Genomic DNA, 22,753 nt, shown 5'->3' with positions numbered 1-22,753 from the left:
AATCTTAGTAGACGACTGTCAGGAATTGTCATGACTTCCAACTGTAACGGTCCGTAAGCTGCCAGCAGATACCTCGTAGCAGTGCCGAGGCGGAGCTGTGGCACTGCTACGAGGTATCTGCTGGCAGCTTACGGGCACTCTATCATCTGCGGCACAGCATTGCTACAAGCAGGCGGCACGGGCGTAGTTTGTCAGGCGGCCAGGAAGGTAGTCAGGGCTCCGGAATACGTCAGCGTGAGCTGGTGCATGGCCCGGGTGCAGGCCACGTAAAGCATGCTTCTGTCAACCTCCGTTTTGTACGAATGCGCGGAGGCAAACGGCACAATCACCGCATCGAACTCCAGGCCCTTCGCCAAGTGGGCCGTGGTGATGATAATGCCTTCCTTGAACTTCGTCGACTCATCCGTGAGCAAGTAGATGCCCGGGGCCTGCAGGGCCTCATACGCCTGCTCTGCCTGCCGCAGGGTTTTGCAGATGAGGCCCAGCGAGTGGCTGCCAGAGCTTTTAAAGTTCAGGAGCATTTGCCGGATGGCATCCAGCTCCTCGGCTTGGCTGCCGAAGGGCACTACGGTGGGCTCCGGCCCGTGCCGTTCCAGCGGAATGATGTTAGGATTGGGCATGAGCCGCTGCGCGAAGGCCGTAATCTCGACGGTGGAGCGGTAGCTGCGCTGCAGCCTGACCACGTCGGCCTGCGGGAAAACCCGTTCGATGGCTTCGGCGGAAGAAGCGCTGTACGGATTCACCGTCTGGCTTACATCGCCCAGAATGGTCTTGCGGCACGGAAACAGCCTAGACAACACGGCGTATTGCACCGGAGTATAATCCTGCATTTCGTCCACCAGCAGGTGCTTGACCTGGTCGTAGGCCGTGGCGCCTTCCAGCCGGATGCGCAGATAGATCAGGGCAAACACGTCGGCGTATTCCAGCCGCAGGGAGTGGCCCACCTGCAGCAGCTCGGGCCGGCCGATCCAGCGGTAAAAATCCCGGTACAGGTCCAGCACGTTGTGGAACCTGAACAGCCGGGCCGTGGCCTCGCCAATGGCGCCCTTCTCCTGCCCGGTCAGCTTGCGGCCGGTGGCGTCGCGCACGTAGGTCCGGATGTCGTTGGCGACCAGCGCAAACCGCTTCAGAAGCGGCACCCGATGATAGGCCCGGAACTTCTGTTGCACGAACGCCACCGGCACTACGGTCCGGCCGACCCGCAGCTCAGTCCAGGTGATGTAGTTGTTCTCGATGTGGAGCAGGTACTGGTTCAGCCGGCTAAGAAATTCAAACGAGGACTTGAACCGGATGCGCTCGATGAACGCCGGGTTGTGCTGCTCCAGCAGGGCCGACACCTGCTCAAAGAAGGTCTGGAACGGGTAGCGGTTTTCGAGCAGGTCGGCGGCCAGCTCGTCCATCCCCAGCTCGGGAATGTGCTCCTCCCCCAGCTCGGGCAGCACGTTGGAGATGTAGTCAGCAAAGACCTTGTTGGGCGAGATAATGAGGATATCCTTGGCCGAGATAGTTTCCCGGTAGCGATACAGCAGGAAGGCAATGCGGTGCAGGGCAATGGAGGTTTTGCCCGAGCCGGCCACCCCCTGGATAATCATCACCGGGGCGGTTTCGTTGCGGATTACGGCATTCTGGTCGCGCTGAATCGTGGCGACGATGTTCTTCATCTTATCGTCGGAAGACTTGGCCAGCTCCTGCTGCAGCACGTCGTCGTGGATGTTCACGTCGCTGTCGAGCATGAATTCCAGGCGGCCGTCGCGGATCTTGTACTGCCGTTTTAGCTCGATTGTGCCGCGCACTGTGCCGGAGGGCGTGGCGTAGGAGGCCGGCCCCAGCTCGAAATCGTAGAACAAAGAGGAGATGGGCGCGCGCCAGTCGTAGATCAGATTCCGGCGCTGCTGCTCATCAAAGAAGGAATACACGCCAATGTAAACCGGCGCGCTGGCCTGGTTGGGGGCGGCAAAATCGATGCGGCCGAAGTACGGGGATTGGCCCAGCTTGAGCAAACGGCGCTTGCGCCCCACGGCCCCTTCGCCCGTCAGGGCCATGCGGTTGATGGACTGGTCGGCCGCCACCATGTCGGCTTCGTCCATACCGGACTGGTGCTCATGGATATACTGCTTTTTCTGCCGCAGCTCCTCGGAAGACTGCCTGACGGCCTCATCAACCCGCCGCACGGCCAGCGTCAGCTGCTCTTTGATTACTTCCAGGTATTCTTTCTCTTCCTGCTGCGTGGCGTTCATGGCGGGCTGTACTTGACAATCGGGCCGCAAAGGTCAGCTTAACTACTGGCCTGCCGAAGCGTTTCACGGAATTTCTGCTCAAGGGCTTTACGCGTGAGGTACCAGGCAGGCAGATGCGGAGACTACAGCCTTGCATTCATCAGCTGCCCAACTGGCACACTTTCACCTGGCAACCGGGAGGGGGCATTAGGAACGGCCTTCTTAGCTGCATAGTCCCAGATTGATCTGGCCGGGTTGCTGAACCAGGCAGATTGCCGCCGGCCGGCCCGGAACGGCAGAGCGCCGCATCGACGCCACCGGCGCCCGCCGCATTACCGTATGCGGCAAAGGCTACACGTATAGTGTGCTGCTGTTATTTATTTTATACAATTTTTTAAGAATGCATTTTCTTCCTGACCGGATTCGATAGAGTGTCCTGCCTTTATCCAGTAAAAACGTGTGCTTATCTGGTTGAGGGCGGTTTTCAGCGAAAGCTAGGAACTTCCGTAGCTTGCTTTGTTTAAGTTTGTATTACAAAAACATGAACAAAAATATGCGAATTTACTTTACCCTGTTACGCTGGCTACTGGGTATTGTACTAGGTGGTAGTTTCAGCGGCTGTTCTACTTCTTCACCGAATTTGGGTAAGCCGGTTAATCACGAACGCCTCCGGGAGTTGGGGAAAACGTTGTTTTTTGAGCCGGCGCTTGCCATTAATGGCAAGCGCAGCTGTGCTTCCTGCCACCGGCCCGAGAAGGCCTTCACAGACCACCGCATTACGTCCCGGGCGCTTCGTTTTACTGCCAACCTCACCCATAACGCGCCAACGCTGCTCAATGCCGCCGGCCAGCGGCACTATTTCCACGACGGACGGGCAGCCACCATGGGCGAAGTTATCGGGCAGGTCATCACCAGCCCGGCGGAAATGGGTAGCAGCTACGCCTTGATTACCGATCGGCTGAACCAGAGTGAAGTGTACCGCCGCTGGTTTGATCAGGCACTGCAGGCGCCCATTGGCGAGGCCTCCATCAACGCGGCCCTCACGGCGTATGTTGAAAGCCTGCGCAGCCGCAATGCGCCCTACGATGTGGCGCGGCGCGGCGCCGGCAGGTTGCCCGGCCCGGCCTTAGCCGGCCAGCGGCTGTTTGCCCGCGCTCAGCTGGGCTGCGCCAGCTGCCACAGCGGCCCGGTCTTCCGCGACGGGCAGCGCCATGAAATTCAACCCGGAGAATGGGTAAAAACGCCCACCCTGCGCAATGTGGCCCTCACGCCTCCCTACGGCTCCACTGGCCAGGCGGCCACGCTGGCCCAGGCCCTGAACACGCCATTTCATCAGCGGCAACTTGTCCGGCCTCTGACTGAGCAGCAGCAGGAGCACCTGGTTGCCTTCCTGCAGACCCTCACCGACACGACCTCTTACGAGCACCGACCACCCACCTCTTTGCCGGACCTGCCCAGCCAGCCGGAACGCCGCGTGGGAGGATTGTACTGACTTTTTCGCCCTTTACCACCACACCTTTTTGCCGCTTTTAGTATGTCCCTCACCTTTTACCCTTCCCTGCTGCGCACCGCCCTGGGCGTAGCCCTTTGCTGCAGCACCGGCGCTTACGCCCAGACGACGGCACCGGCTTCCGCGACCAGCACCTGGCTGCAGGCCGACATCAAGACCAAGGCTGCCCTGTTAGGCGTTGATTACAGCCCCGATGGCAAGCGCCTGGTCACCTGTGGCCTGGGCCGCGACATTGTTGTCTACGACGTGGCTACCCGGCAGCCGGTCCTGACGCTGAAAGGCCACACGGACGACGTGGTAAGCGTCAAGTTCAGCCCCAACGGGCGCTACATTGCTTCCGGTGGCGTCGACCATGCCCTGATCTTATGGGATGCCATCACGGGAGAGCTTATCCGCAAAAACACGGACCACACCGATTACGTGCGTGATGTGGCCTTCAGCCCTGATAGCAAGCGGCTGGCCAGCGCCGGCTGGGATGGCCAGGCCTTGGTTTTCGAAACCTTCAGCGGCCAGCGCCTGGCCTCTCTGAAAGGCCCCGCACCAGCGGATGCGCCCCCCGTACCGGCCGCCTACGACCGGGCCAAAACCACGAAGGGACGTATGGGCAATGTCACGTCGGTCGCGTTCAGCCCCGACGGCACGGAGATTCTCACGGCCAGCGGCGACCATGCCCTGCGCATCTGGGATACGACTACCTGGGAACCGAAAATGGTTCTGGCGGGCCATACCGACGAGGTGTGGGATGCCCGCTACGCCCCCAATGGCAAGTATGTGGTGAGTGGCGCCTGGGATAATACAGCCCGGATCTGGGATGTGAAGACGCAGCGGACCGTACGCGTTTTGCCCGCGCACGTATCCGACGTGTGGGCGACCTCCTTCAGCCCCGACGGGCAGTTGGTTGCCACGGGCGGCGGCGACCGAAAAGTGCGGATCTGGGACATGGTCACCGGAATGCTGGTGCAGGACCTGTCGGGCGAGCTGCACACAGCCGAAGTGGAAAACCTGGTCTTCAGCCCCGATGGCAGCAGCCTGGCCAGTGTCAGCCGCGACGGGACGCTGAAGATCTGGCAGGTACCGGGCACCGCCATCCGGATTGGGGCGTATGCCCAATACAACTTCGACAAATGGAGCCGCAAGGGCGAATTTGAGAAGACCGTTGATTTCGACGCCCGCATGGCTCGTAAAGCCGATCAGCTCAAGGCATTCCAACAGGAGGGGCTAACCCTGCTTCTGAAAGGATACAGCAACGCGGCCGACTGGTCGAATTTTACGCTGAAAGAGTATAATGCAGACACGGAATACTATGCGCTGGGCTCGGCCCTGTTCCCGACCATCAGCTACCGCATCAAGGTAGCGCCGCGCGATGCCGAACAGTTCCGCAACAGCTTCATGCGGGTGACGTACGGAGTACCAGCCTTTGAGTACACGGGCTCAACCATCCAGCTCGACAACGTCAACGCCACGGTGGTCGGCAGCACCGGGCCCGCCCGGCAGTACACGATTGTGCATTAGCAGTAGCTGATGCGCGCCGGGGCATGGTGTCCCGGCAAGCGCCGGCAGATTTACGGCCCCACATTTTTTGTGCCCTCCACAGTGGCGGGCTACAAAAAGTGTGGGGCCGTCGGGTTTTGCGGTTGGTTTGGATGCAGGCGCGGGGCCCGGCCTGCGGCCCTGCACACCCGGAAACGACGGCCAGGGGCAGGGGGGCAGTTGCTGCAGACCCCTTGCGCAGCCCACTCAAACTAGCCGGCATTGGTCGGGGCGTGCTGAGTGGTCCACTGCAGCGTATCGGCCAGCCACTCGGCGTAGAACCGGGCGCTTCCCTGATCCAGGTTTCCGGGCAGCTCCTGCAGGGCCAGGTGCGCCTTGGCACGCGCCAGGGGGGCGTCGCCGGCCAGCCGGGCCAGGGCGGCATCTACCCGGGCCGGCACATCTGCCTGGATATGAGAGCTGAGTTGGGCCTGCGCCTGAAACGCCCGGGCGGCAGTCAGGTCGTGCTGAAAAGCCGCCGCAAAAAAGGCCGATTCCAGCCAGACGTTGCCTTGTAGCGCCGCCGGCATCAGCGCCAACCGCTCCCGATACGCGCGCAGGTGCTGGTCGGCCACCGAAACCTGCCCGGCGTCAAGCGCTATGAGGTAGAGATAGTGAAACACGTACAGCTTGAACGGCAGCTCCTCCGGCAGCCCGGCAGCCCGGCAGCCCGGTCCAGTAGCTGCCGGCTCAGCTCGCGCGGCCGCGTGCTGGCCATCAACGGGACCATGGCCGACAGCACTGCCACTTCCAGCTGCCCGGCGGGCCCATTGCGCCAGAGGTTGCGCACCCGGGCCCCGTCGCTGTAGAAGCCGCCGACGTGCATGGGCAGCAGGGTGACGAGGGCGAGCAGCCCGGATATGCCCCCGCTCATGAGCATGGCCGCCCGCCCTACCTGGCCACCAGCCGACGTAGCGCCGGGCACCAGCGCATACAGCCCCAGGGCCACGCCGCAAAACAGCACACTAGCCAAGGGCCCACGGCCTTCTTATAGCCGCGGGGGGGATAAAATTACGCTAAGCCCTTTGGGCAGTCGTATTATCGGCCTTGGTTAAAAATTTAGTCCAAAGGTCAATCGATGAACGTGTTAGCCACCTCTTTTTACATCAACGTAGACACTAACCGTGCGTTCTTATCGCAGGGAATATGTATTAAGCGCATTCAGGGCACTATTTACGAGGGCGAGTGCCGTTTTCCCATCGCGCGGACAAGATTATTTGTACTTTGTTTGCTGAATAACTCATCTGTACCAAATGGTCCTGTTTTCCGGCCGACTTACCAGATGCTGAGCTCTCGGCCAAGTTGTACATTTATAAAGAGCTTACTTAAACAAACAGCCTTTAAAACCGCTGAACGCGGAATTTAAGTGTGTAAGACTCCTATGTGGAAGCGATATACTTAACTTCTTTGCCAAGCTTTCAACTAAGGCCAAGATTCAGGGGGGGCTCAAAGAAGTGCCTGCGTACGTCCACTACGAGTACGGGCAAGCCTGAACCTCTGAAACACGGTTTCGCTGGCTTCTGGTCGCGCCGCATTAGTGGGGAGCACTGGCTGATTTACCGCTTTGAGGCCGATTTAGTGTAGGTGTTGCAATACCGCTTCCATCATATCGCTAGACAGAGCTGCTAGAGACTAAAAATGTATTCTAAAGTATGCGCCCAATTCTACCCGCTATCCTGCTGCTGTTCGCACTTAGTGCCAGCACCCTGTTGACCAACTGTTCCCAGCAGCCAATCCCTGCCCCCAAGTTAGACTATGATCAGGCGAGTCGGGAACTGATGCAAACAGTCGCCCCGCAACTCGTCGGGACTTGGACGTTACGTCAGGTGCAGGTCTCCTTTCAGCCTTACAACGCTTACCAGGCTATGCTCCCTTTGCGGGGCGATACCCTGTTCCAGAACCTAGCTACGCTCACGCTGGCAGCCGCGAAAACACCGCGCAGTGCCCGGGCGGATGCGCGCTATCCCGAATTTGAGGGACATCTGCATTTTCGGGGGCAGGACTATCCCATCTACCTGCAACTGCTGGCCCAGCCCGAGCAGGTAATTAACCACCAGGGCCCCCAGGCCTCCTTCCTATTCGAAACCAATTATCCCGTCGGCACCCGGCAGCGCGACGCGGGCGAAGAATGGCTATTCAATCTGGGGTTACTGGGTGACAACTATACGCTAGAGCTAGTGGCGGGGCAGCCGCTGATGCGCTGGCGCGGCCTTAACCGCGGTGTGAGCCGCATCGACTTGGTGAAATAAGGTATAAGAATAAGATTTATGAAGCAGTAGGAAGGGCATTATTTCCCCGTTTTGTTCTGGCTTCTGTCCCCCAGTATAATGGTGCTTATAAACCCGTCCCCTTTAAAAAGGGGGGCGAGGTAACCAGTCTAGTTGATAAGGCTGGTGTAGTATTTTTATAATAAGCCTGCATGAAAACCTTTACGTTTAGCGCCCTTCCCCCCATACAGGATTTTCAATTTCTAACGGATTCTTCCGGCTATATATTAACTAAGACAGGGCAGTTATATCGTTTCACTGGGCAGCATACCGCGCTCGTCGCTACCCCTTCGGAATTTACCATTTCGCACTTCTACTTCCGTGACCAGAACCATGGCGCCCTGGTGGGGATTTCGAGGGTAGCAGAACTGCCCGTCCAAAAAGGGGCCATGGGGGCGGCGTTTATTCCGTTGGTTTTACTCCTATGGCTGATTGGCAAGGGCCACCAACAAGGCGGTATTCGGCTGGCTTCCTGTTTAGGGGGACTACTCCTCGCCAGTGGGCTACTACTCTCTTGTAGTTCGGCCTGGCAGTGCTACCGTACCCCGGACCCTGCCTCGCCCTATGGCCATGTGCTGACCCATACACCCCTGATTCGCGCTGGTTCTCACCAGTATTTTGCCAATAAAGGGCAAAAATCCTTCCTTGCGCTCACTACCAATCAAGGCAACAGCTGGGAGACGCATTCTTTACTAACGAACTTCTTTCCGACTGCGCTGGCTGCTGTAGGCCGCAATTTTGTGGTCGGTACGTATGCCCGTCAGGAGGCGGGCACTGTGCCATTGCACGGAGACGGCGACCTGTGGCTGTATGGAACCGATGCAACACGCACCCCCCAGCTTGCCACGAACTCCACCCAACACCCTTATTGCATTAAATTGAGCCGGGGGGTGACCGGCTTGCTGGTTTCTGCTTCAGATACCGCCCTTTACGTGTTTGGCAGTGACCGTATGCCTACGCTCCCGAGTACGGTGATGAGTGCTACTGCGGGCAATATTTATATCCTGCCGGGTAGCTTACAATCCCCTACCCGGCTGCTCGACACCCCGGATACCGTCGATGTGCAGTCCCTTTCGCTCGCGCAGACGGGCGAGCTGTGGGTGACGATGGCCGGCCGCAAACCGCACCTGAACCACGGCAACTTAGGCTACGCGGCACTACCTGCGAAACGATTGCTACGCTTCACAGCCGGGCAATGGCAACCGGTCGTCATCCCTTCCTTCACCAGCTTCAACCAGATTGCGTTTGTGCCCGGCACGTCGGCTGGTTATCTGCTGACCGCAACCGGCGAAGTGCTGGAAACCCGCACCAACGGCGAAACGTGGCATCCGCTGGCCAGGCCGGTGGTGCACAAATTGCACCCTGTACCGCAGGGCATCACGTGGCTGCAGGGAGAAAACCAACTGGTCTTTTATCCAGCACCCGGAAAACAGTAAGGTGCCTTCTTACAGCAGCAGGGAGATTAAATTTCTCAAGCCTACTGCCTGTTGAAATAGGTGTCAACCAATCTTGGTCCTCACACTACTGAGTACTAGTCGCCAGGTTCAGAAACTGCGTTCGTAGCTGAGGGCTGGCAGGATGGGAAACAAACTCAGCTGATAAAGCCGCCGCTGCCCCTTCGTGAAGTAGCTGTCGTTCTCGCCCGAGCTGTAATAGATATAGTATGGATTGTGGCGGCTGTAGGCATTGTAGGCCCCCACCCGCCAGGTTCGCTCCCCGTGCTTGACGGACTTGGTGAAGGTGGCGCCCAGGTCCAGGCGGTGGTAGGCGCGCAGCCGGTAGCTGTTTTTGTCGCCGTACACTTCGGCTTCAGGGTAGAGGTAACGGTCCGATGGGGCTCCGGCGATGAGGCCGTAGCTCTGGTCGATGACCTGGTAGTTGCCCTGGGCCAGGGTCAGGGCATTGCCGGTGCCATAGGTCCACGTTGCCGAGAGCGTGATATGGGGCCGCACCTGGTAGATGACCACCACGGACGCGTCGTGGCGGCGGTCGTACTTGTAAGGGTACCACCGGCCCTGATTGAGCTGGTCGAACTGCCGCTCGTTGCGGGCCAGCGTGTAGCCCACCCAGCCGGTGAAGCGGCCCGTCTTGCGCTGCACCAGCACTTCCAGCCCCCGCACCTGGCCCCGGCCCCCGGTCACAACTTTGTCCTGCCAGTTCTGGGAGCTGTTGTAGAAGGTCGCGCCCTCCCGAAACTCGATCAGCTCGCGCATTGACTTCTGGAAGGCTTCCACGCTGACTTCCAGCCCCCACTCGGGGAGCGTATGGGCCACGCCCAGCGCCAGCTGCTGCGCCCGCTGCGGCGCCACGCGCCGGGTGGCGGGCACCCACAAGTCCGTCGGCAGGCCCGCCCCGTTGTTGGAGAGCAGGTGCAGGTACTGCTGCATGCTGGCGTAGGAGGCCTTCACGGCGGTGTGCTCGCCCACCAGGTACGTGGCCAGCACCCGGGGCTGCACCCCGCCGAGCCCCTGCCCCTGCACCCAGTAGCGGACGACCCGCAAACCCAGGTTGGCCGACAGGCGGGCGGTCAGCCGGATTTCATCTTCGCCGTAGAGGGCCACTTCCCGGGCTCCCACGCGCTGGGACCCGAACGTCGTATCGAGCGCCGCCACCGGGGTGCGGCTCGTGAAGAAGTTGCTGCCGGGGGTGAAGGCGTGCTGCACGGCAGTCGCTCCGAACCGTATCTGATGGGCGGGGCTGGGGTAATACTCAAAGTCCGCCTTTACCAGCACGTCCTGCACGCCGGAGCTGAAACTTGCCCGGCTGTCCTCACTCAGCTTGCCGGCCGGCGAGCGGTCCTCCAGCTCGAAGGTCTGCTCGTTGGCGTAGCGAAAACGGGTGGCGGCCAGCGTCGCGTTGCCGAACAGCTGAGGGGTCAGGGTTCGGTTCCAGCGCAGCGAAGCCAGGGCGTTGCCGTAGCGCAGGTTGCTGGCGTTCTGGTAGCGCAGCTCGCCCTGCGGGCCGGCGATGGTTTGGGGCTTTTGCGTCACAAACAGCCGGTCGCCGCCCAGGTAAACGGCGGCAAAGAGCTGGTCGCGGGGCGTGAGCTGGTGGCTGAGCTTGGCACTGGCATCGTAGAAAGAGTAGCCGACGACGCTGTTGCCGCCGGAGGAGAGCCGGCTGGCCACCCGGGAAAACAGGTCCAGGTTGCCCCGCCGGGCCGAGACGAGGAAGGTGGTTTTGCCATTCTTCAGCGGCCCTTCCAGTGAGAAATGAGTGGCCAGCACGCCCACGCCCGCGTTGCCGCTCAGCTTTTCTTTGTTGCCTTCCTTCAGGCGCACGTCCAGCACCGACGAGAGCCGCCCCCCGTAGCGGGCCGGGAAGCCGCCCTTGAGCAGGCGCACGTCGCTGATGGCGTTGGCATCGAACACGGACAGAAAGCCGCCGACGTGGCTCACGTAGTAGATGGGCACGTCGTCGAGCAGGGTCAGGTTTTGGTCCGGGGAGCCCCCGCGCACGTAGAGCGCGCCGCTGCCCTCGCGGCCGGCCTGCACGCCGGGCATGAGCTGGAAGGCGCGCAGCACGTCGGGCTCGCCCAGCAACGCCGGCAGTTTGCGCAGCTGCGCGACCGGAATCTGGAGGGTGCTCATCTCCACGCGGCGCTCCAGCGGCACATCGGATGCGCCACTTACCCGCACCTCGCCCAGCTCGTTGCGGGTGACCAGGGAAAAACCGTGGGTCGTCGTCTGCCGGCCGGCCAGCACCACGGTGACGCGCCCGTAGCCCAGGTAGCCGGCCGTCAGGCGCACCGAGTCCTGCGCCGGCAGGGTCAGCGAGTAAAAGCCGGCGGCATTGGTCGTCGTGCCGACCTGGCCCCCGGCCGTGTACACGGCGGCTCCCGGCAGCTTCTCGCCGGTGCGGGCGTCCCGCACGGTGCCGCTAAACGTGACGCGGCCACTGGGGGCCTGGGCTTGAACCGTTGGCGGGCCCGCCAGCCACAGCAACGCCACGGCGCCAAAAAACGCCGGGTAAATACGCGTATAAATCATCTGTATATCTCGGTAAATCAGCGAACCGGCAATACTCTCACCTCCTGCGCGCGGCCCACCACCACGCCGTACCCTGGATTCACGTTGGAGTACATCCGGGTGGGGTCGCCGAGGAACAGCAGCTGGTTCAGGTCGCCGCCCGGACCTTTGGTGCCCTGGTTATAGAAGTGCCGGGTCCAGCTCTTGCGGTACTGGTAGTAGGCGCGGCTTACGGAGCGCAGCACCACGTACACGTCGCCCGATACTCGGGGCCCTACGTACTGCCCGTTGATGGTGCCCCCCCCCATACGGCCAAACGGCGCAAACGAGGCCCGCAGCTCAAATGCCTGGCCGTTGAAGAGCCGGTCCGAGAAGACCAGCGACCCGGGGTCAAACTCCGCGTCGCCTTCGGCGGCCAGCGCGGCGTTCCCGCGCGCATCCAGCACAAAGTCCTGACTCCGGTTATACCCTGGGCTTTGCCCCCGGGACTGTTGCTGGTACGCGGTGATTTCGTAGAAATTAGCGATCTGCGCAGGGTCATCGAAACGCACGACGATGGTGCCCAGCAGCTCATTGTCCCGGTTCGTACCCGTGGGGTACGAATGCCACCCCTCCCGAATCGGCACTGCGGCGGGCACCGTGTCCGTGGCGCTGGCGTCCGGGTAGCCGTCGGCTTCGGCCCGCAGGGTGTAGGGCACCCCACTGGTGGGTCTGTTGGCGCTGGCATAAAGACCCCGCCCCTGATTGCGCAGCAACTCTTCCCCCCGGCCGGGAGTCAGCAGGTACACCCGGGCCGAGGACAACAGGCGCGAAGACGAGTCCACCGTACTGGTGACACGGCTGACCTGCACCCGGAACACGCTGTCCGGTGTGAGAATGGAATTCACCACCAGCACGTTGGGGGGAGCGGGCAAATCAGCACTAATCTCGTCAACACAGCTGGGCAAAACGAGGGCTAAGCTGGCAAGAACCGATAAACGAACGGTCGTATAGCGTACGGGCATAAGGTGGGATAACTAGTGCAGCAGCAAACGACGGCCAAACGGCAATCGTATGACGCCCCCTCGTGATAAGCTGCTTTTCACAAAGGGCTCGGTGGCAAACCACCAGTTCATCGATAGGTTAGCGCAGCACAACCTGCGAGAGCCACCGGAAGCAGCCCCGATTGGCACTTAGAGTAATTTTAGCCCCTCGCTGCTGTGAGAAGGCCAGTTCGTGCTAAGTGTATACGGTTTAGCGACGAGTCACCAAATAGGTGAGTTGAAACTGGAAGGCACTGTTATGCGAGCGTGTAAGCGGCACTGTAACCGATTCTTGAAGTATCCGGGTGAAACCACCATTGTAGCGAACGCCGATTCCCAGACCGTTTTTGAGTTCGTAGCCGATACCTGCAACATACCCTAACTCCCACCGCCGGTACGGAGCGAGGCGATTGGGGCGATTGTCAGGACTAGGATCGACGGTAGGATTGCGGTCTTTGACGTCGAGCAGGTATCCGACTTGCGGGCCGGCCTCGGCGAGCCAGCCGCCGACCTTTACTTTGGCCAGCAACGGGGCGTTGAGATAATGTAAGAAGAGTCGTGCCCCTGAGGAAATCCCAGGAGCGGCCAGCCTGTTATAACCTTTGCGCGCATAGCCTACTTCCGGCTGAAAAGAGAAAAAACCATCAGAGGTAAGAGGAATATTCACCACGAGCCCCCCGGCTGGGCCCCATAAACCTTCTAGATTCTTAGTGTCTGATCCCGTTGCCGTAGAGTAATTAGCGCCAGCACGCAGACCAACCCGAATGCCTTGTGCTTGTGCACCCCACAGGCTGCCAACGATGAACACACTAGTACAGAAAAGCTGTTTCATACGTAATAGAAAAGGAGTTATATAGAAGATTTTCAATAGGAAAAACGAGTGTGTAGCCTGAAATTGTATACAGGCTTGATAAGAATTACAAAGGCCTCTTAGTACTTAAAAGTACCACGCCGGGCGCAGCGGCCAGCAAAGGCCGAAACCTACCACTATTCCGAGGTGGAGGCTATACCGTATGTTATGTAAAGAAACAAAACCGCGACAGGGGAGGGGAGGAGCGAGCGGGCCCAGGCCCGGAAAAGTCTTGTTTTCTCCCAGTCACCGGCCTTTACTCCAACCGTTTTCTTGAACGAAATACCTAGTGCTTTGCCCGCATAGTTTTTAGCCGGTCTGGAGTGGCGGTTCGGGCTTGTTGACCGGGTTGACTTTTTCGTACCAGTGCTGCAGTTTGTCTTCGGCTTTGGCAACGGTAAAGCTCCAGTTGACCTTAACGGCCCGCCGGTTGCGCTCCGTGGCCCAGGCCTGTACCTGCTGCGTCAGCTCGTACAAGGAGGCGATGCGCCGGTCGAGGCACTGGCGGGCCAGGGCCGAAAACTCCAGCTCGGCCATGTTCAGCCACGAGCCGTGCTTGGGCGTGAAATGAAAACCCACCTGCCGGCTCAGCGCCCGCGCCTGCGCCGCCGGCAGGTGCGCATAAAACGAGCCGTAGGCGTGCGTATTCAAATTATCCTGCACCAGGTCCACCCGCGGCACGTCGGCGTAGTGCGTGGTGAGCACGTGGTGCACAAAGTCGGCGTAATCAGCCTTGGTGCGCCGGGCGCGTACCTGCGCGTAGCGCTGGCCCGTGTCCAGGTCGTAGGCCAGCAGCACCACGGCCGTGCCGTGGCGCACGTACTCGTGGTCCTGCTTGGCCACCTGCCCCGGCCGGGCGGGCAAGGCGGCGAGCTTGTCGCCCAGCAGCTGGCAGGGCCGCTCATCGAAGCACAAACGTGCCCGCCCCGGGTGGGCCGGTTGCGCGTACAGCTCGAGCACGTCTTCCAACTTGGCCAGGTACTCACCGTCGAGCTGGCTCAGGCACCACTGCTTTTTCAGCCAGGGTTTGAGCTGGCTTTTTTTAAAACCTGCCGCACCGATTCCTCGCCCACGGCCACGCCCAGCTCGATCAGGCGTCCGCGCAGCAACCGAATGCTCCAGCGCGAGGCGCCGTCCGGGGCATCGGTGCAGGCCAGCGACGTGATGGTGGCCTCGACGGCGGGCGTCACCTTGCGGGGCTGGCCGCTGCGGGGCTTCTCGTGCAGGGCCGCGGCCAGCCCCTGCTGGCGGTAGCGGCGGCGTATGTTGTACACCGTGGCCCGGCTCACGCCCAGCAAGATGACAATGGCATCGGGCGCGTGTCCCTGGTGGCTGAATTGCAGGATGCGTGCCCGGTTCAGTTGCCGGGCCGGGGCCGTGCCTTTGCGCACCAGCCGCTGCAGCTGCGCTTGCTCGGTGACTGACAGTTCGATAGCAGGGGAAGTGCTCATGCCCCTCTATACGAAACTGTTCTAAAAACTATACGGGTAAAGCACTAGTGCTATCGACTCCACAGCCCGACGATTTGCGGTTATCATTGCCGCATGAGAATACAGGAACTTGTTAGGGCCGCATGGTGGAGCGTCTCACTACTACTGCCGGCTTGCAAAAGCGCGAGCCCAGCCGATCAGGTTGGGCTGGAGCATACGCTAGCCACCCCCAGGGAGAAGCCCTCGATTCTGGGTGTGTGGTATTTGCAAACTGTTTATATCGAAGGCCAGCTCAGCAATGACAGCACGCCCTTTAGCAACGTCGTAGAGGTAAAGCCAGGGGCTAACGGCCATATGTATACGAAGGACCATAAAGCGTTCCATCTCATCTATGGGAACATACTCGACGAAAATTCTTACCGGGCATTCGGAGATAGTTTGATCGTCTTCGATAGCGCCAATGTCTACCGCGAACGCATACTGGATCTCACGCCGACGCGCTTAGTCAAGGTCCTGGTCACGGATAAACCCGAAGGCCACTTCAAAACCACCACCACGTTTAAACGAACTTCTTTAAAAGAGTTAAAAAACTTAAGGCAGCAATTTCTAAGCAGCGAGTAGTAATCGCGTCCAGACGTTGAGTTTGAAAAAGTAGCTCCACTACTCGAATCACCGTTTCGCTGAACTGAAAGGTGGAGTAGGCGGCTACTTTTACCAGCTTGGAAGCATTTAAAATCGCCTTGTTTGAACAGGAGCACGCCGGCACCTTTCCTGCGTATCGCTCCTTGCCACCCGCAGAGAGCCGGGCGCTACAGGCCTGCCTAGCCAGACAATTTGGGCTGACGGCCTCAGGGACGGCCGATGAGTTCGAACGCGCCCTTGCCTCGCGCCAGACCTACTACCAGGAGGCAAACGCCGAGCAGGACTTTGCTCTGCTGCCGACGCTTACCGCCCTGGGCATTGTGCCCCTGCCCGAACTCTTCGTCAATTGGGCCCGATTCGAGGAAGTGGACGCTTTTCAAACTGCCGACGTGGCCCGCTACTTCGATGCCCTTTGGTACCCGGTCGCCGATGACATTGATTTGTTCGATGCCAGCTTCAACTGGCTCGTTTCCATTCGGCACGACGGGGTAGTAAGTGTTATCCACTAAACGCTCCTATTTTTGAACGAGCCGTGTTCACCGACCCACTGTCTAGTTGAACGAGGCACTTCTTGCGTAGGTGCGCGGGAGCTGAGGTCCAAAAGCAGGAACCAGTCGCTACTGCCATTGCTGTCCGGTACAGGGGATGGTCTTGAGAGACCGTTACAGCGGTAGCCTGTTCTTACGCAGCCTAAGCAACGCTCCATCCGGCTGGTGATTATAACGGCAGCAGTGCCTTCCACGCTTGCGGAACGGACAGGTGACCACATGTATCGCTATCCATTCGACTGCAGAAGCGGGACGAGTTGAGCGGCCGCAAACTGCTGGAACGTCGTGGGCGTGTAGGCCTCGGCCGTGCGCGGGGTTGCATACGCCCCATCCGGGTCCCCCAAAGCTTGAAACAAGGCCATCATTTCGCGTTGGGCGGGCGGCATCAAACCCCACCCCACCAGACTCTGATGCAACTCCGCGGCGGATTGGCGGCGGTAGCGCACGGGGTGGCCCCAGGTCTGGGCCAGCAGCGCGGCGCAGGCGGGCAGGGTCAGGTTGGCCGGCCCCATGAGGTTGCGTGTCCATTGGCCCGCCCACTGCGGGTGCAGCAGGTAATCGGCCGCGACGGCCGCAATGTCCACGACGCTGACGAAGGGGATGTCGTGGTCCTCGGCGTAAGGGTAGGTGAGGGTCCCCTGCGTGCGAATGATGGGGGCCTGGGCCAGGAAGTTTTCCAGGAAGTAGCCCGGCCGTAAGGCCACGACGTTCGCCCCGGTGGCGTTCAGCTGCCGCTCTAATTCGCCCGCGTAGGTAATCGTGCCCAAGCCGGGTGCCATGCCCGCGCCCAAGCTGGACACCAGCACAGCATGCGGAATCCCGTGCGCCCGCACCGCGGCCGCTCCGGCCGCCCCCACGGCCCGGTACCACCCGGCCCAGTCGGACACCTGGGCGGAGGCGGGCGGCACCAACCAGCACAAGCCGTCGGCGCCCTGGGCGGCGGCCGTAACGGCGGCCTCGTCGCTTAAATCGAGGGTGACCACCCGGGCCTGGGCGTGCGTGGCCAGTTGAGCCGGCAGCGAGGCGGGGTTGCGAACGAGCAGGACGGCTTCGTGGCCTGCGCGGAGCACGTGCTCCGCTACCCGGCGGCCGATATTGCCGGCCGCCGCACCAATGACAATGCGCATAATCAAGGACGGTTAAGAAGCGGTGGGAGTTGTCTCGTCCGGCTATAGCTATACATCCTCCAACTGATGTATGACTGCACTCGAACAAGCCCCACGTAGGGGCAAAAATGATCATTATGCCATTTCTGTTCGCCAAGAAGCCGTCCGGTTGGTCGAGTCGGGTTTGTCGCAACAGGCTGTCCGGCAGCAGTTCGGTGTGGGCCACATGACGCTGCTGGCGTGGCTCAAGCGCTACGGCACCGCCGTATACGCGCAGATGCGCCGTAAACAATTCACCGCCGCCCAGAAGCAGCAGATTGCCCGGGAGTTACTCGATGGCCGCCTGAGCGAAGACGAGGCTCTGCTCAAATACGAGTTGCACCTAAAAAAGACCTTGCGCCAGTGGGTAGCTGCTTACCGAGCCAGCGAGTCGGGGCGACTCACGACTGAGCCAGATCCGCCTGCCGACGCCGGCACCCCACTGGCGGCACAGCTGCGGCAGGCGCAGTGGCAAATCGAAGCCCTGCACACGCTCATCGACCAAGCAGAGGCAACTTATAAGATTGACATCCGAAAAAAGGCTGGTGCCAAGCCGTCGAAATAATGCGCCGGAAGTACCCGCACGTAGGCGTGGGTACGCTCTGTGGGCTGTTTGGCAAGACGCGAAACGCATTCTACGACCACCAACGCCGGGCTACGGCGCAGGCCTTGCTCGACGGCTTGGTGCTGGCCCTGGTGGCCGACATCCGCACGGACCTACCCCGGTTGGGCACACGCAAGCTCCAGTTCCTGCTGCAGCCGCGGCTAGGTGAGCACGCGCCCCGCGTGGGCCGGGACTACCTGTTTGCCTTGCTGGCCGGCCACGGCCTGCTCATCCGCCGCCGCAAGCGGCGCGTGGTGACCACGCAAACCTGCTTGCCCTTGTTTCGGCGGCCAAATCTGATTGAAAACCTGACGGTGCACCACGCCGAACAGGTCTGGGTCAGCGACATCACTTACGTGCGCCTGCTCAGCGGCTGGAGCTACCTGAGCCTGATTACCGACTTGTATTCGCACAAAATCGTAGGCGCCTGCCTGCACCCCGATCTGTCGGTGCGCGGTACTCTTGCCGCGCTGCAGCAGGCCCTGGCGACCCGCGTGCAGCCGCACCGCCCGCTGATTCACCACTCCGACCGGGGCTTACAGTATGCGGCGCGCGAGTACGTGGGCCTGCTGGAAAGTCACGGCGTGGCCCTAAGCATGACCCAGCACGGGGACCCGTACGAAAACGCCGTGGCCGAACGGGTCAACGGCATCCTGAAGGACGAATTCGGCCTGGGCAACACGCTGCCCGGTTTTGCCCAGGCCGATGCGCTGGTGGCACAGGCGGTGCGAACCTACAACGAGCTGCGCCCACACGGCAGCTGCGACTTCCTGACCCCAAATCAAGCCCATGAGCAGGAAGGACTGCTCGTGCGGCGCTGGAAAAATTACTATCAGGCGGCGGCTATCGCAGCCCCAACGTGATACCCGACCTAAGCGGTGGCAAAAAACGGCTGACTATCTTGTCTACCTGTAAAGTTCAATCCGGATTACCAGCCCAGCCTGTAAAGCGCAGGACGGATTATCAATTTCATCTGTATAGCTATAGCCGGACGAGACAAGTGGCGGTAAATAGCTGACGGGCTGCGGCTTCGCCGCCGAAGGCCTCGCGGGCCGCGAGTTGGTTCCAGTACTCGCGGTAATGCAGGAATTGCTCGCCGCGCAGCTCAAAGCGCATCACGTAATCCTGCCGGTACGTGCGGTCGGTGCCCGCAACCGGGGCTTCGCAGTGAACCTCCGCCCAGTGCACGCCCAGTGCCAGGTCGTGGTTAAGACGCAGCTGACTGAACACGAGCGGGGGCATTCCCTGCAAAGCATGGCGCAGGTACTGGCCAATGGCCGCCTGGCCCTCGAGCCGGACGGCGGTGCCCATTTGTGGCGCGTAGGGATACTCAATAACGGCATCCTCGGCAAAGCAGCCGAGGACGGTTGGCAGGTCAGCTGTCTGAAAGCCGTGCAATAGTTGTTGCAATACCCGTTGCGCCGTTTGCGCCGCAGGCGACGTGGGTGCTGGGGTAACCGGCGTCAGCCGGGAAGTTGGAGTTGTCATGCCACAAAATTGCGGCCTATACTACCGAAAAGAAAGTAGGCACCATAAAGTATGGTAGTTACCTTGCGGTAACAAATGAGTCCAATGAGCGCAAACAAAGAAAAAAAAGTAGAAGCCCAGCAAAAATTGCGGGATTGGCTCGAAGCCAAGTCCAATCTGGATGCGAGCTGCGTGGTCCATCAGGCCCTGAACCTGCTGGCCAGCAAATGGCTGCTGCTGATCTTGCTGGCTTTGATGCAGCGCCCAAAGCGCAACAGCGAGCTGCAGCGCCAAATCAGCGGGGTATCGCCCAAGATGCTGGCCCAGAGCCTGCGGCAGCTCGAAGCCAACGGGCTGGTGCACCGGCAGGTCTTTGCCGAAGTACCGCCCCGGGTGGAGTACTCGCTGACGACCTTTGGCGAGAGCGTTGCGCCGCTCCTGGCCGAGCTTTGCGAATGGTCGGTGACGTGGGAAGCACGGGTCAATACGTTTCAAGCACCCGCCTAACGACCGTGGCTGTTGCAGAACTCGGGTTAAGCGATTCCGTTTCTGCTTCGCACCTGGGCGATTGCCAGAGTTGGCGCTCCGGCGCTCCGACTTAGCCACACAGCGCGCTTAGTAGGGGGCGCACTATACTAGGAACGGAAAACAACGCTAAAGAATGCTGAGCTAGCGGTTTATCTCAGAAAGTGTAGTTTTGCCGACACCGGAAGAAGAATGCGCCGGTCTTGACTAACCACTTTATGCTCTGCACATTGCGCCCCCTTCTGGCCCTGAGTTGTACGCTGGCGGCCCTGACGGCGGCGGGCCAGTCGGCCCCCCTGCCTGCGCCCCCGGAGTCGCTCCGGTCTTCGCCCGCGAACTGGACGTGCCGAGGCCGGGTGCTGGACGCCGCCCGCCGGCCCCTGGCCGGCGCGAGCGTCTGGGCTAAGGGAACCCCATTCGCCGCGACGACCAACTCCGAAGGACTCTTCCGCCTGGAGCTGCCCACCGGAAGCTACCTGCTGCTGGTCGACTACCCGGGGCATCTGGCGCGCCCTACCCCCGTCAGCCCGGCAGACTCCGTGTTCACGATCCGGGTGTACTCCACCCAGCCACGGGCTACGCGGCGGTAGCTTCATGCGCTGGCAGCTGCTGCCCCCCCCCTTAACAGTCCCGCCCCAACTTGCAGATTGGGGCGGGGCACATAACCGGTAAATGTATAAACTGACGGGACACGCGGCTCACCTCATCCTATAACAACTAGTGCCCGCCTGAGCTGGCTCACCAGGATCAAGCGGGGCTTAGTAGCATTTGCGACTCAAAAGTACAGCCCCTGGTTGCTCCCTGGAAGCGGAATAGGCAACCGTAATGGAATAGTAACCGTGGCCGGGTGTGCACCGCAGCATTCGCCGGCCAAGGCCATGGTATATTCTGAAAATCTGTTATTCAATATCCTGGCCACCTTCACGGCTGGCAACGCCACCGCCGAATACCGCTACGTGGCCGGCCTGGAAACGGAAAACCCCGTTACCACCACGGGCCGCACGGTGGTGGAAGCGTAGCCGGAACGCCGCCTTCAGCCCGCCGGCCTCCCGGCTAGGCAGCGTGGGTGAACCAGGCCACCGGCCGGCGCAAGGATACGGGCGCGGGGTACGCTTTCAGGTAGCCGATGCGGAGCAAGAACTGCACTTCCCCGGGCAGGCCCAGCGTCTGGCGCAAGGCCCGGCGGGTGGCCGGCTCTTCCAGCACCTGGGTCATGGGATGAACCGCGAGGCCCCGCCGGCGGATCTGCAGCAGCAGGTGTTGCAGGCGCTGCCCGGTATCGAGCAGGGAGGCTACGGTGGTGTCGCGGCTGGTGAGCAGCAGCCAGCCGGCCGACTGCCCTACCTGCGCCCGCACCTGATCCAGGGTTTGCTGGCCGAAACCGGCGCTGAGCACCCGGGCCCGGGCGTAGAAATTGCGCACCACCCAGCCTGACACACCCGTAATCTCCATCCCGGCCGTCGTCAGCCCGTCACGGTGCGCCGCCACGTCGCGATTGGAAAACCGTATCCAGTCGGCCAGCTCCTGCCGGGCCACCGGGCGGGCGGCCTGCAGGCGGTTCGCTTCGATGGTTTGCTCGTTGAGTTGGTGCCATTCCGGCGCCGTGTTGGGAATATAGTGAAACCCCTCAGCGGTGGCCGGGAACAGGGCAGCCTGGTCTGCCTGCCGGAGGGCCGTGGTCAGCAAACCGGAGCGCACGGTGCGGCGGTCCCGGATGTGCTGCACATCGAAGGCAGACACGGCGGCCGCCTTACTACACACCACGGCCACCACCGCTTCGTCCTGGTTGGTCTGGGCCAGCTGGGTGAACTGGCAGCGGTAGCCGAGGCTGTTGGCCGCGTACTCTAGATTATGCAGAAACGCCCCAATGGAAAGCAGCTTCTCCCGTTGCGTGGGATCCACGCCGGGCAGCCAGCGGGTCGGGTCGTTGCACACCACCCAGCGGTAGGGCGCCACGTACCGCACGGCCCAGGGCTGGGTGTTGTGGCCGCTCGGGGCCAGCGCCGCCAGCTCAAGAATCAGCTGCTCATCGGGCTGCCACTTGATGAGGCCCGCCCAGCCCGAAGCCGCGGCGGTGGGCCGTAGGTCGGCCCGCGAGAAGCTGCTTCGGTCGCTGAGCAGGTAGGCCCCGGTGCCGGCCAGGGCAACGGAACCGCCGGCCAGGCCGATAAAATGACGTCTGTTCAAACAGGGTGGGGCGGCGAGCCGCTGAAAAAACGAAGTGTTCCGGGGTGGCTGGCCTTGCGCAGCAAGAGCCTCAGCCGAAGTGGCCCCGCAGGTAGTGTTGGGTCTGCTCCTGCTGCGGCTGCTCGAACAGGGCCGGCGTGTCGCCGTATTCGATCAGCCGGCCGAAGTTGAAGAAGGCGGTTTTGTCGCTCACGCGCCGGGCCTGCTGCATGTTGTGGGTCACGATGAGGATGGTGTAGTCCTGTTTCAGCTCCTGCACCAGCTCCTCGATTTTGGCCGTGGCAATGGGGTCGAGGGCGGAGGCGGGCTCATCCATGAGCAGGGTATGGGGCGAGATGGCCAGGGCGCGGGCAATGCACAGGCGCTGCTGCTGCCCGCCCGAGAGGGCCAGCGCCGACTTACGCAGGTGGTCCTTCACCTCATCCCAGAGCGCGGCCTGGCGCAGGGCCTTTTCCACGGCCGCGTCAAGCACGGCTTTCGCGCGCTGCCCCTGCAGCACCAGCCCGTACGTCACGTTGTCGTACACGCTTTTCGGAAACGGGTTGGGCTGCTGAAACACCATGCCCACCTGCTTGCGCAGCTCCTCCACATCGGTGTGGGGGGCGTAGATGTTCTGGTCGTGCAGCCGGATTTCGCCCTCCAGGCGGAAGTCGGGGAGGAAATCGTTCATGCGGTTGAAGAGCCGCAGAAACGTGGACTTGCCGCAGCCCGACGGCCCGATAAAGGCGGTAACCGTGTGCTCGGCAACGGTCAGGGAAACATCTTCCAGCACGCGGTTTGTGCCGTAGTACACCGTTGCGTGCCGGGCCTCTAGTTCAGGCATGATATAGGGAAGAAGTGAA

General features: G+C 61.2%; 24 protein-coding genes. 12 read left to right on the top strand and 12 right to left on the bottom strand.

Annotated elements, in window-relative coordinates:
• Nucleotides 1-191: 191 nt before the first annotated feature.
• Nucleotides 192-2,237 (bottom strand): HelD family protein, encoded by a 2,046-nt coding sequence (locus O3303_RS20440; protein ID WP_269561972.1) that lies wholly within the window; start codon nucleotides 2,235-2,237, stop codon nucleotides 192-194.
• 655 nt (nucleotides 2,238-2,892) lie between these two features.
• Here O3303_RS20440 and O3303_RS20435 point away from each other — a divergent pair.
• Both O3303_RS20435 and O3303_RS20430 read left to right on the top strand, forming a co-directional pair.
• Nucleotides 2,893-3,708, top strand: a complete 816-nt coding sequence (locus tag O3303_RS20435) for a cytochrome-c peroxidase (RefSeq protein ID WP_269561971.1) — start codon at nucleotides 2,893-2,895, stop codon at nucleotides 3,706-3,708.
• 42 nt (nucleotides 3,709-3,750) lie between these two features.
• Nucleotides 3,751-5,238 carry a WD40 repeat domain-containing protein gene (locus tag O3303_RS20430; RefSeq protein ID WP_269561970.1) on the top strand — a complete coding sequence of 496 codons (1,488 nt, stop codon included), beginning with the start codon at nucleotides 3,751-3,753 and terminating at the stop codon, nucleotides 5,236-5,238.
• A gap of 230 nt (nucleotides 5,239-5,468) precedes the next feature.
• Here the strand turns inward: O3303_RS20430 and O3303_RS20425 are convergent, their stop codons facing one another.
• Nucleotides 5,469-5,879 (bottom strand): hypothetical protein, encoded by a 411-nt coding sequence (locus tag O3303_RS20425; protein WP_269561969.1) that lies wholly within the window; start codon nucleotides 5,877-5,879, stop codon nucleotides 5,469-5,471.
• Complete coding sequence (locus O3303_RS20420; protein ID WP_269561968.1) at nucleotides 5,855-6,220, bottom strand: hypothetical protein; 366 nt, start codon at nucleotides 6,218-6,220, stop codon at nucleotides 5,855-5,857. The genes O3303_RS20425 and O3303_RS20420 overlap by 25 nt, the downstream gene beginning before the upstream one ends.
• Before the next feature lie 419 nt (nucleotides 6,221-6,639).
• Here O3303_RS20420 and O3303_RS20415 point away from each other — a divergent pair, with 419 nt between their 5' ends.
• The 3 genes from O3303_RS20415 to O3303_RS20405 all read left to right on the top strand — a co-directional run bounded on the left by O3303_RS20415 (nucleotide 6,640) and on the right by O3303_RS20405 (nucleotide 8,959).
• On the top strand, nucleotides 6,640-6,840 hold the full coding sequence (locus tag O3303_RS20415; RefSeq protein WP_269561967.1) for a type II toxin-antitoxin system YoeB family toxin: 201 nt from the start codon (nucleotides 6,640-6,642) through the stop codon (nucleotides 6,838-6,840).
• Between the two features lie 281 nt (nucleotides 6,841-7,121).
• A complete protein-coding gene (locus tag O3303_RS20410) occupies nucleotides 7,122-7,505 on the top strand; it encodes a hypothetical protein (protein ID WP_269561966.1) in 384 nt (127 codons plus the stop codon).
• A 170-nt stretch (nucleotides 7,506-7,675) separates the two neighbouring features.
• Nucleotides 7,676-8,959, top strand: a complete 1,284-nt coding sequence (locus O3303_RS20405; RefSeq protein WP_269561965.1) for a hypothetical protein — start codon at nucleotides 7,676-7,678, stop codon at nucleotides 8,957-8,959.
• A 108-nt stretch (nucleotides 8,960-9,067) separates the two neighbouring features.
• Here the strand turns inward: O3303_RS20405 and O3303_RS20400 are convergent, their stop codons facing one another.
• The 5 genes from O3303_RS20400 to O3303_RS20380 form a co-directional block, all read right to left on the bottom strand.
• Nucleotides 9,068-11,512, bottom strand: coding sequence for a TonB-dependent receptor (locus O3303_RS20400; RefSeq protein WP_269561964.1), 2,445 nt, complete (start codon nucleotides 11,510-11,512; stop codon nucleotides 9,068-9,070).
• Between the two features lie 17 nt (nucleotides 11,513-11,529).
• Nucleotides 11,530-12,495 carry a DUF4249 domain-containing protein gene (locus tag O3303_RS20395; protein WP_269561963.1) on the bottom strand — a complete coding sequence of 322 codons (966 nt, stop codon included), beginning with the start codon at nucleotides 12,493-12,495 and terminating at the stop codon, nucleotides 11,530-11,532.
• A 229-nt stretch (nucleotides 12,496-12,724) separates the two neighbouring features.
• Nucleotides 12,725-13,345, bottom strand: coding sequence for a porin family protein (locus tag O3303_RS20390; RefSeq protein ID WP_269561962.1), 621 nt, complete (start codon nucleotides 13,343-13,345; stop codon nucleotides 12,725-12,727).
• A gap of 327 nt (nucleotides 13,346-13,672) precedes the next feature.
• Nucleotides 13,673-14,365, bottom strand: coding sequence for an IS630 family transposase (locus O3303_RS20385; RefSeq protein WP_269561884.1), 693 nt, complete (start codon nucleotides 14,363-14,365; stop codon nucleotides 13,673-13,675).
• A gap of 14 nt (nucleotides 14,366-14,379) precedes the next feature.
• Entirely contained in the window at nucleotides 14,380-14,814 is a 435-nt protein-coding gene (locus tag O3303_RS20380; RefSeq protein WP_269561229.1) for a helix-turn-helix domain-containing protein, read from the bottom strand.
• A 93-nt stretch (nucleotides 14,815-14,907) separates the two neighbouring features.
• Between O3303_RS20380 and O3303_RS20375 the strand changes: the two genes are divergently transcribed.
• Both O3303_RS20375 and O3303_RS20370 read left to right on the top strand, forming a co-directional pair.
• The gene (locus O3303_RS20375) at nucleotides 14,908-15,414 is read left to right on the top strand and encodes a hypothetical protein (RefSeq protein ID WP_269561961.1); all 507 of its coding nucleotides are present in this window, start codon (nucleotides 14,908-14,910) and stop codon (nucleotides 15,412-15,414) included.
• Between the two features lie 164 nt (nucleotides 15,415-15,578).
• The gene (locus O3303_RS20370; protein WP_269561960.1) at nucleotides 15,579-15,944 is read left to right on the top strand and encodes a hypothetical protein; all 366 of its coding nucleotides are present in this window, start codon (nucleotides 15,579-15,581) and stop codon (nucleotides 15,942-15,944) included.
• A 266-nt stretch (nucleotides 15,945-16,210) separates the two neighbouring features.
• Here the strand turns inward: O3303_RS20370 and O3303_RS20365 are convergent, their stop codons facing one another.
• A complete protein-coding gene (locus O3303_RS20365) occupies nucleotides 16,211-17,110 on the bottom strand; it encodes an NAD(P)H-binding protein (RefSeq protein WP_269561959.1) in 900 nt (299 codons plus the stop codon).
• A 70-nt stretch (nucleotides 17,111-17,180) separates the two neighbouring features.
• On the opposite strand from O3303_RS20365, the gene O3303_RS20360 reads away from it, so the two are divergent.
• The gene (locus O3303_RS20360; protein ID WP_269561958.1) at nucleotides 17,181-17,693 is read left to right on the top strand and encodes an IS630 transposase-related protein; all 513 of its coding nucleotides are present in this window, start codon (nucleotides 17,181-17,183) and stop codon (nucleotides 17,691-17,693) included.
• Nucleotides 17,693-18,595: an IS3 family transposase gene (locus O3303_RS20355; RefSeq protein ID WP_269561259.1), complete on the top strand. Its 903-nt coding sequence runs from the start codon at nucleotides 17,693-17,695 to the stop codon at nucleotides 18,593-18,595. Before O3303_RS20360 ends, O3303_RS20355 begins: the two co-directional genes overlap by 1 nt.
• A 118-nt stretch (nucleotides 18,596-18,713) precedes the next feature.
• Here the strand turns inward: O3303_RS20355 and O3303_RS20350 are convergent, their stop codons facing one another.
• Nucleotides 18,714-19,220, bottom strand: a complete 507-nt coding sequence (locus O3303_RS20350; protein ID WP_269561957.1) for a nuclear transport factor 2 family protein — start codon at nucleotides 19,218-19,220, stop codon at nucleotides 18,714-18,716.
• A gap of 84 nt (nucleotides 19,221-19,304) precedes the next feature.
• Here O3303_RS20350 and O3303_RS20345 point away from each other — a divergent pair, with 84 nt between their 5' ends.
• The 3 genes from O3303_RS20345 (at nucleotide 19,305) to O3303_RS20335 (ending at nucleotide 20,743) form a co-directional block, all read left to right on the top strand.
• Nucleotides 19,305-19,706 (top strand): winged helix-turn-helix transcriptional regulator, encoded by a 402-nt coding sequence (locus O3303_RS20345; protein ID WP_269561956.1) that lies wholly within the window; start codon nucleotides 19,305-19,307, stop codon nucleotides 19,704-19,706.
• 221 nt (nucleotides 19,707-19,927) lie between these two features.
• Nucleotides 19,928-20,314: a carboxypeptidase-like regulatory domain-containing protein gene (locus O3303_RS20340; protein WP_269561955.1), complete on the top strand. Its 387-nt coding sequence runs from the start codon at nucleotides 19,928-19,930 to the stop codon at nucleotides 20,312-20,314.
• A gap of 288 nt (nucleotides 20,315-20,602) precedes the next feature.
• Entirely contained in the window at nucleotides 20,603-20,743 is a 141-nt protein-coding gene (locus O3303_RS20335) for a hypothetical protein (protein WP_269561954.1), read from the top strand.
• Nucleotides 20,744-20,777: 34 nt separating this feature from the next.
• On the opposite strand, the gene O3303_RS20330 is transcribed toward O3303_RS20335, so the two are convergent.
• Complete coding sequence (locus O3303_RS20330) at nucleotides 20,778-21,911, bottom strand: Acg family FMN-binding oxidoreductase (RefSeq protein ID WP_269561953.1); 1,134 nt, start codon at nucleotides 21,909-21,911, stop codon at nucleotides 20,778-20,780.
• Between the two features lie 70 nt (nucleotides 21,912-21,981).
• Complete coding sequence (gene pstB, locus O3303_RS20325) at nucleotides 21,982-22,734, bottom strand: phosphate ABC transporter ATP-binding protein PstB (RefSeq protein WP_269561952.1); 753 nt, start codon at nucleotides 22,732-22,734, stop codon at nucleotides 21,982-21,984.
• Nucleotides 22,735-22,753 lie beyond the last annotated feature (19 nt).

Origin of the sequence: Hymenobacter canadensis (assembly GCF_027359925.1) — a bacterium.
Lineage (GTDB): Bacteria > Bacteroidota > Bacteroidia > Cytophagales > Hymenobacteraceae > Hymenobacter > Hymenobacter canadensis.
The sequence above is the reverse complement of the archived record's forward strand: the minus strand, read 5'-3'. Positions and strand labels throughout refer to the sequence as shown.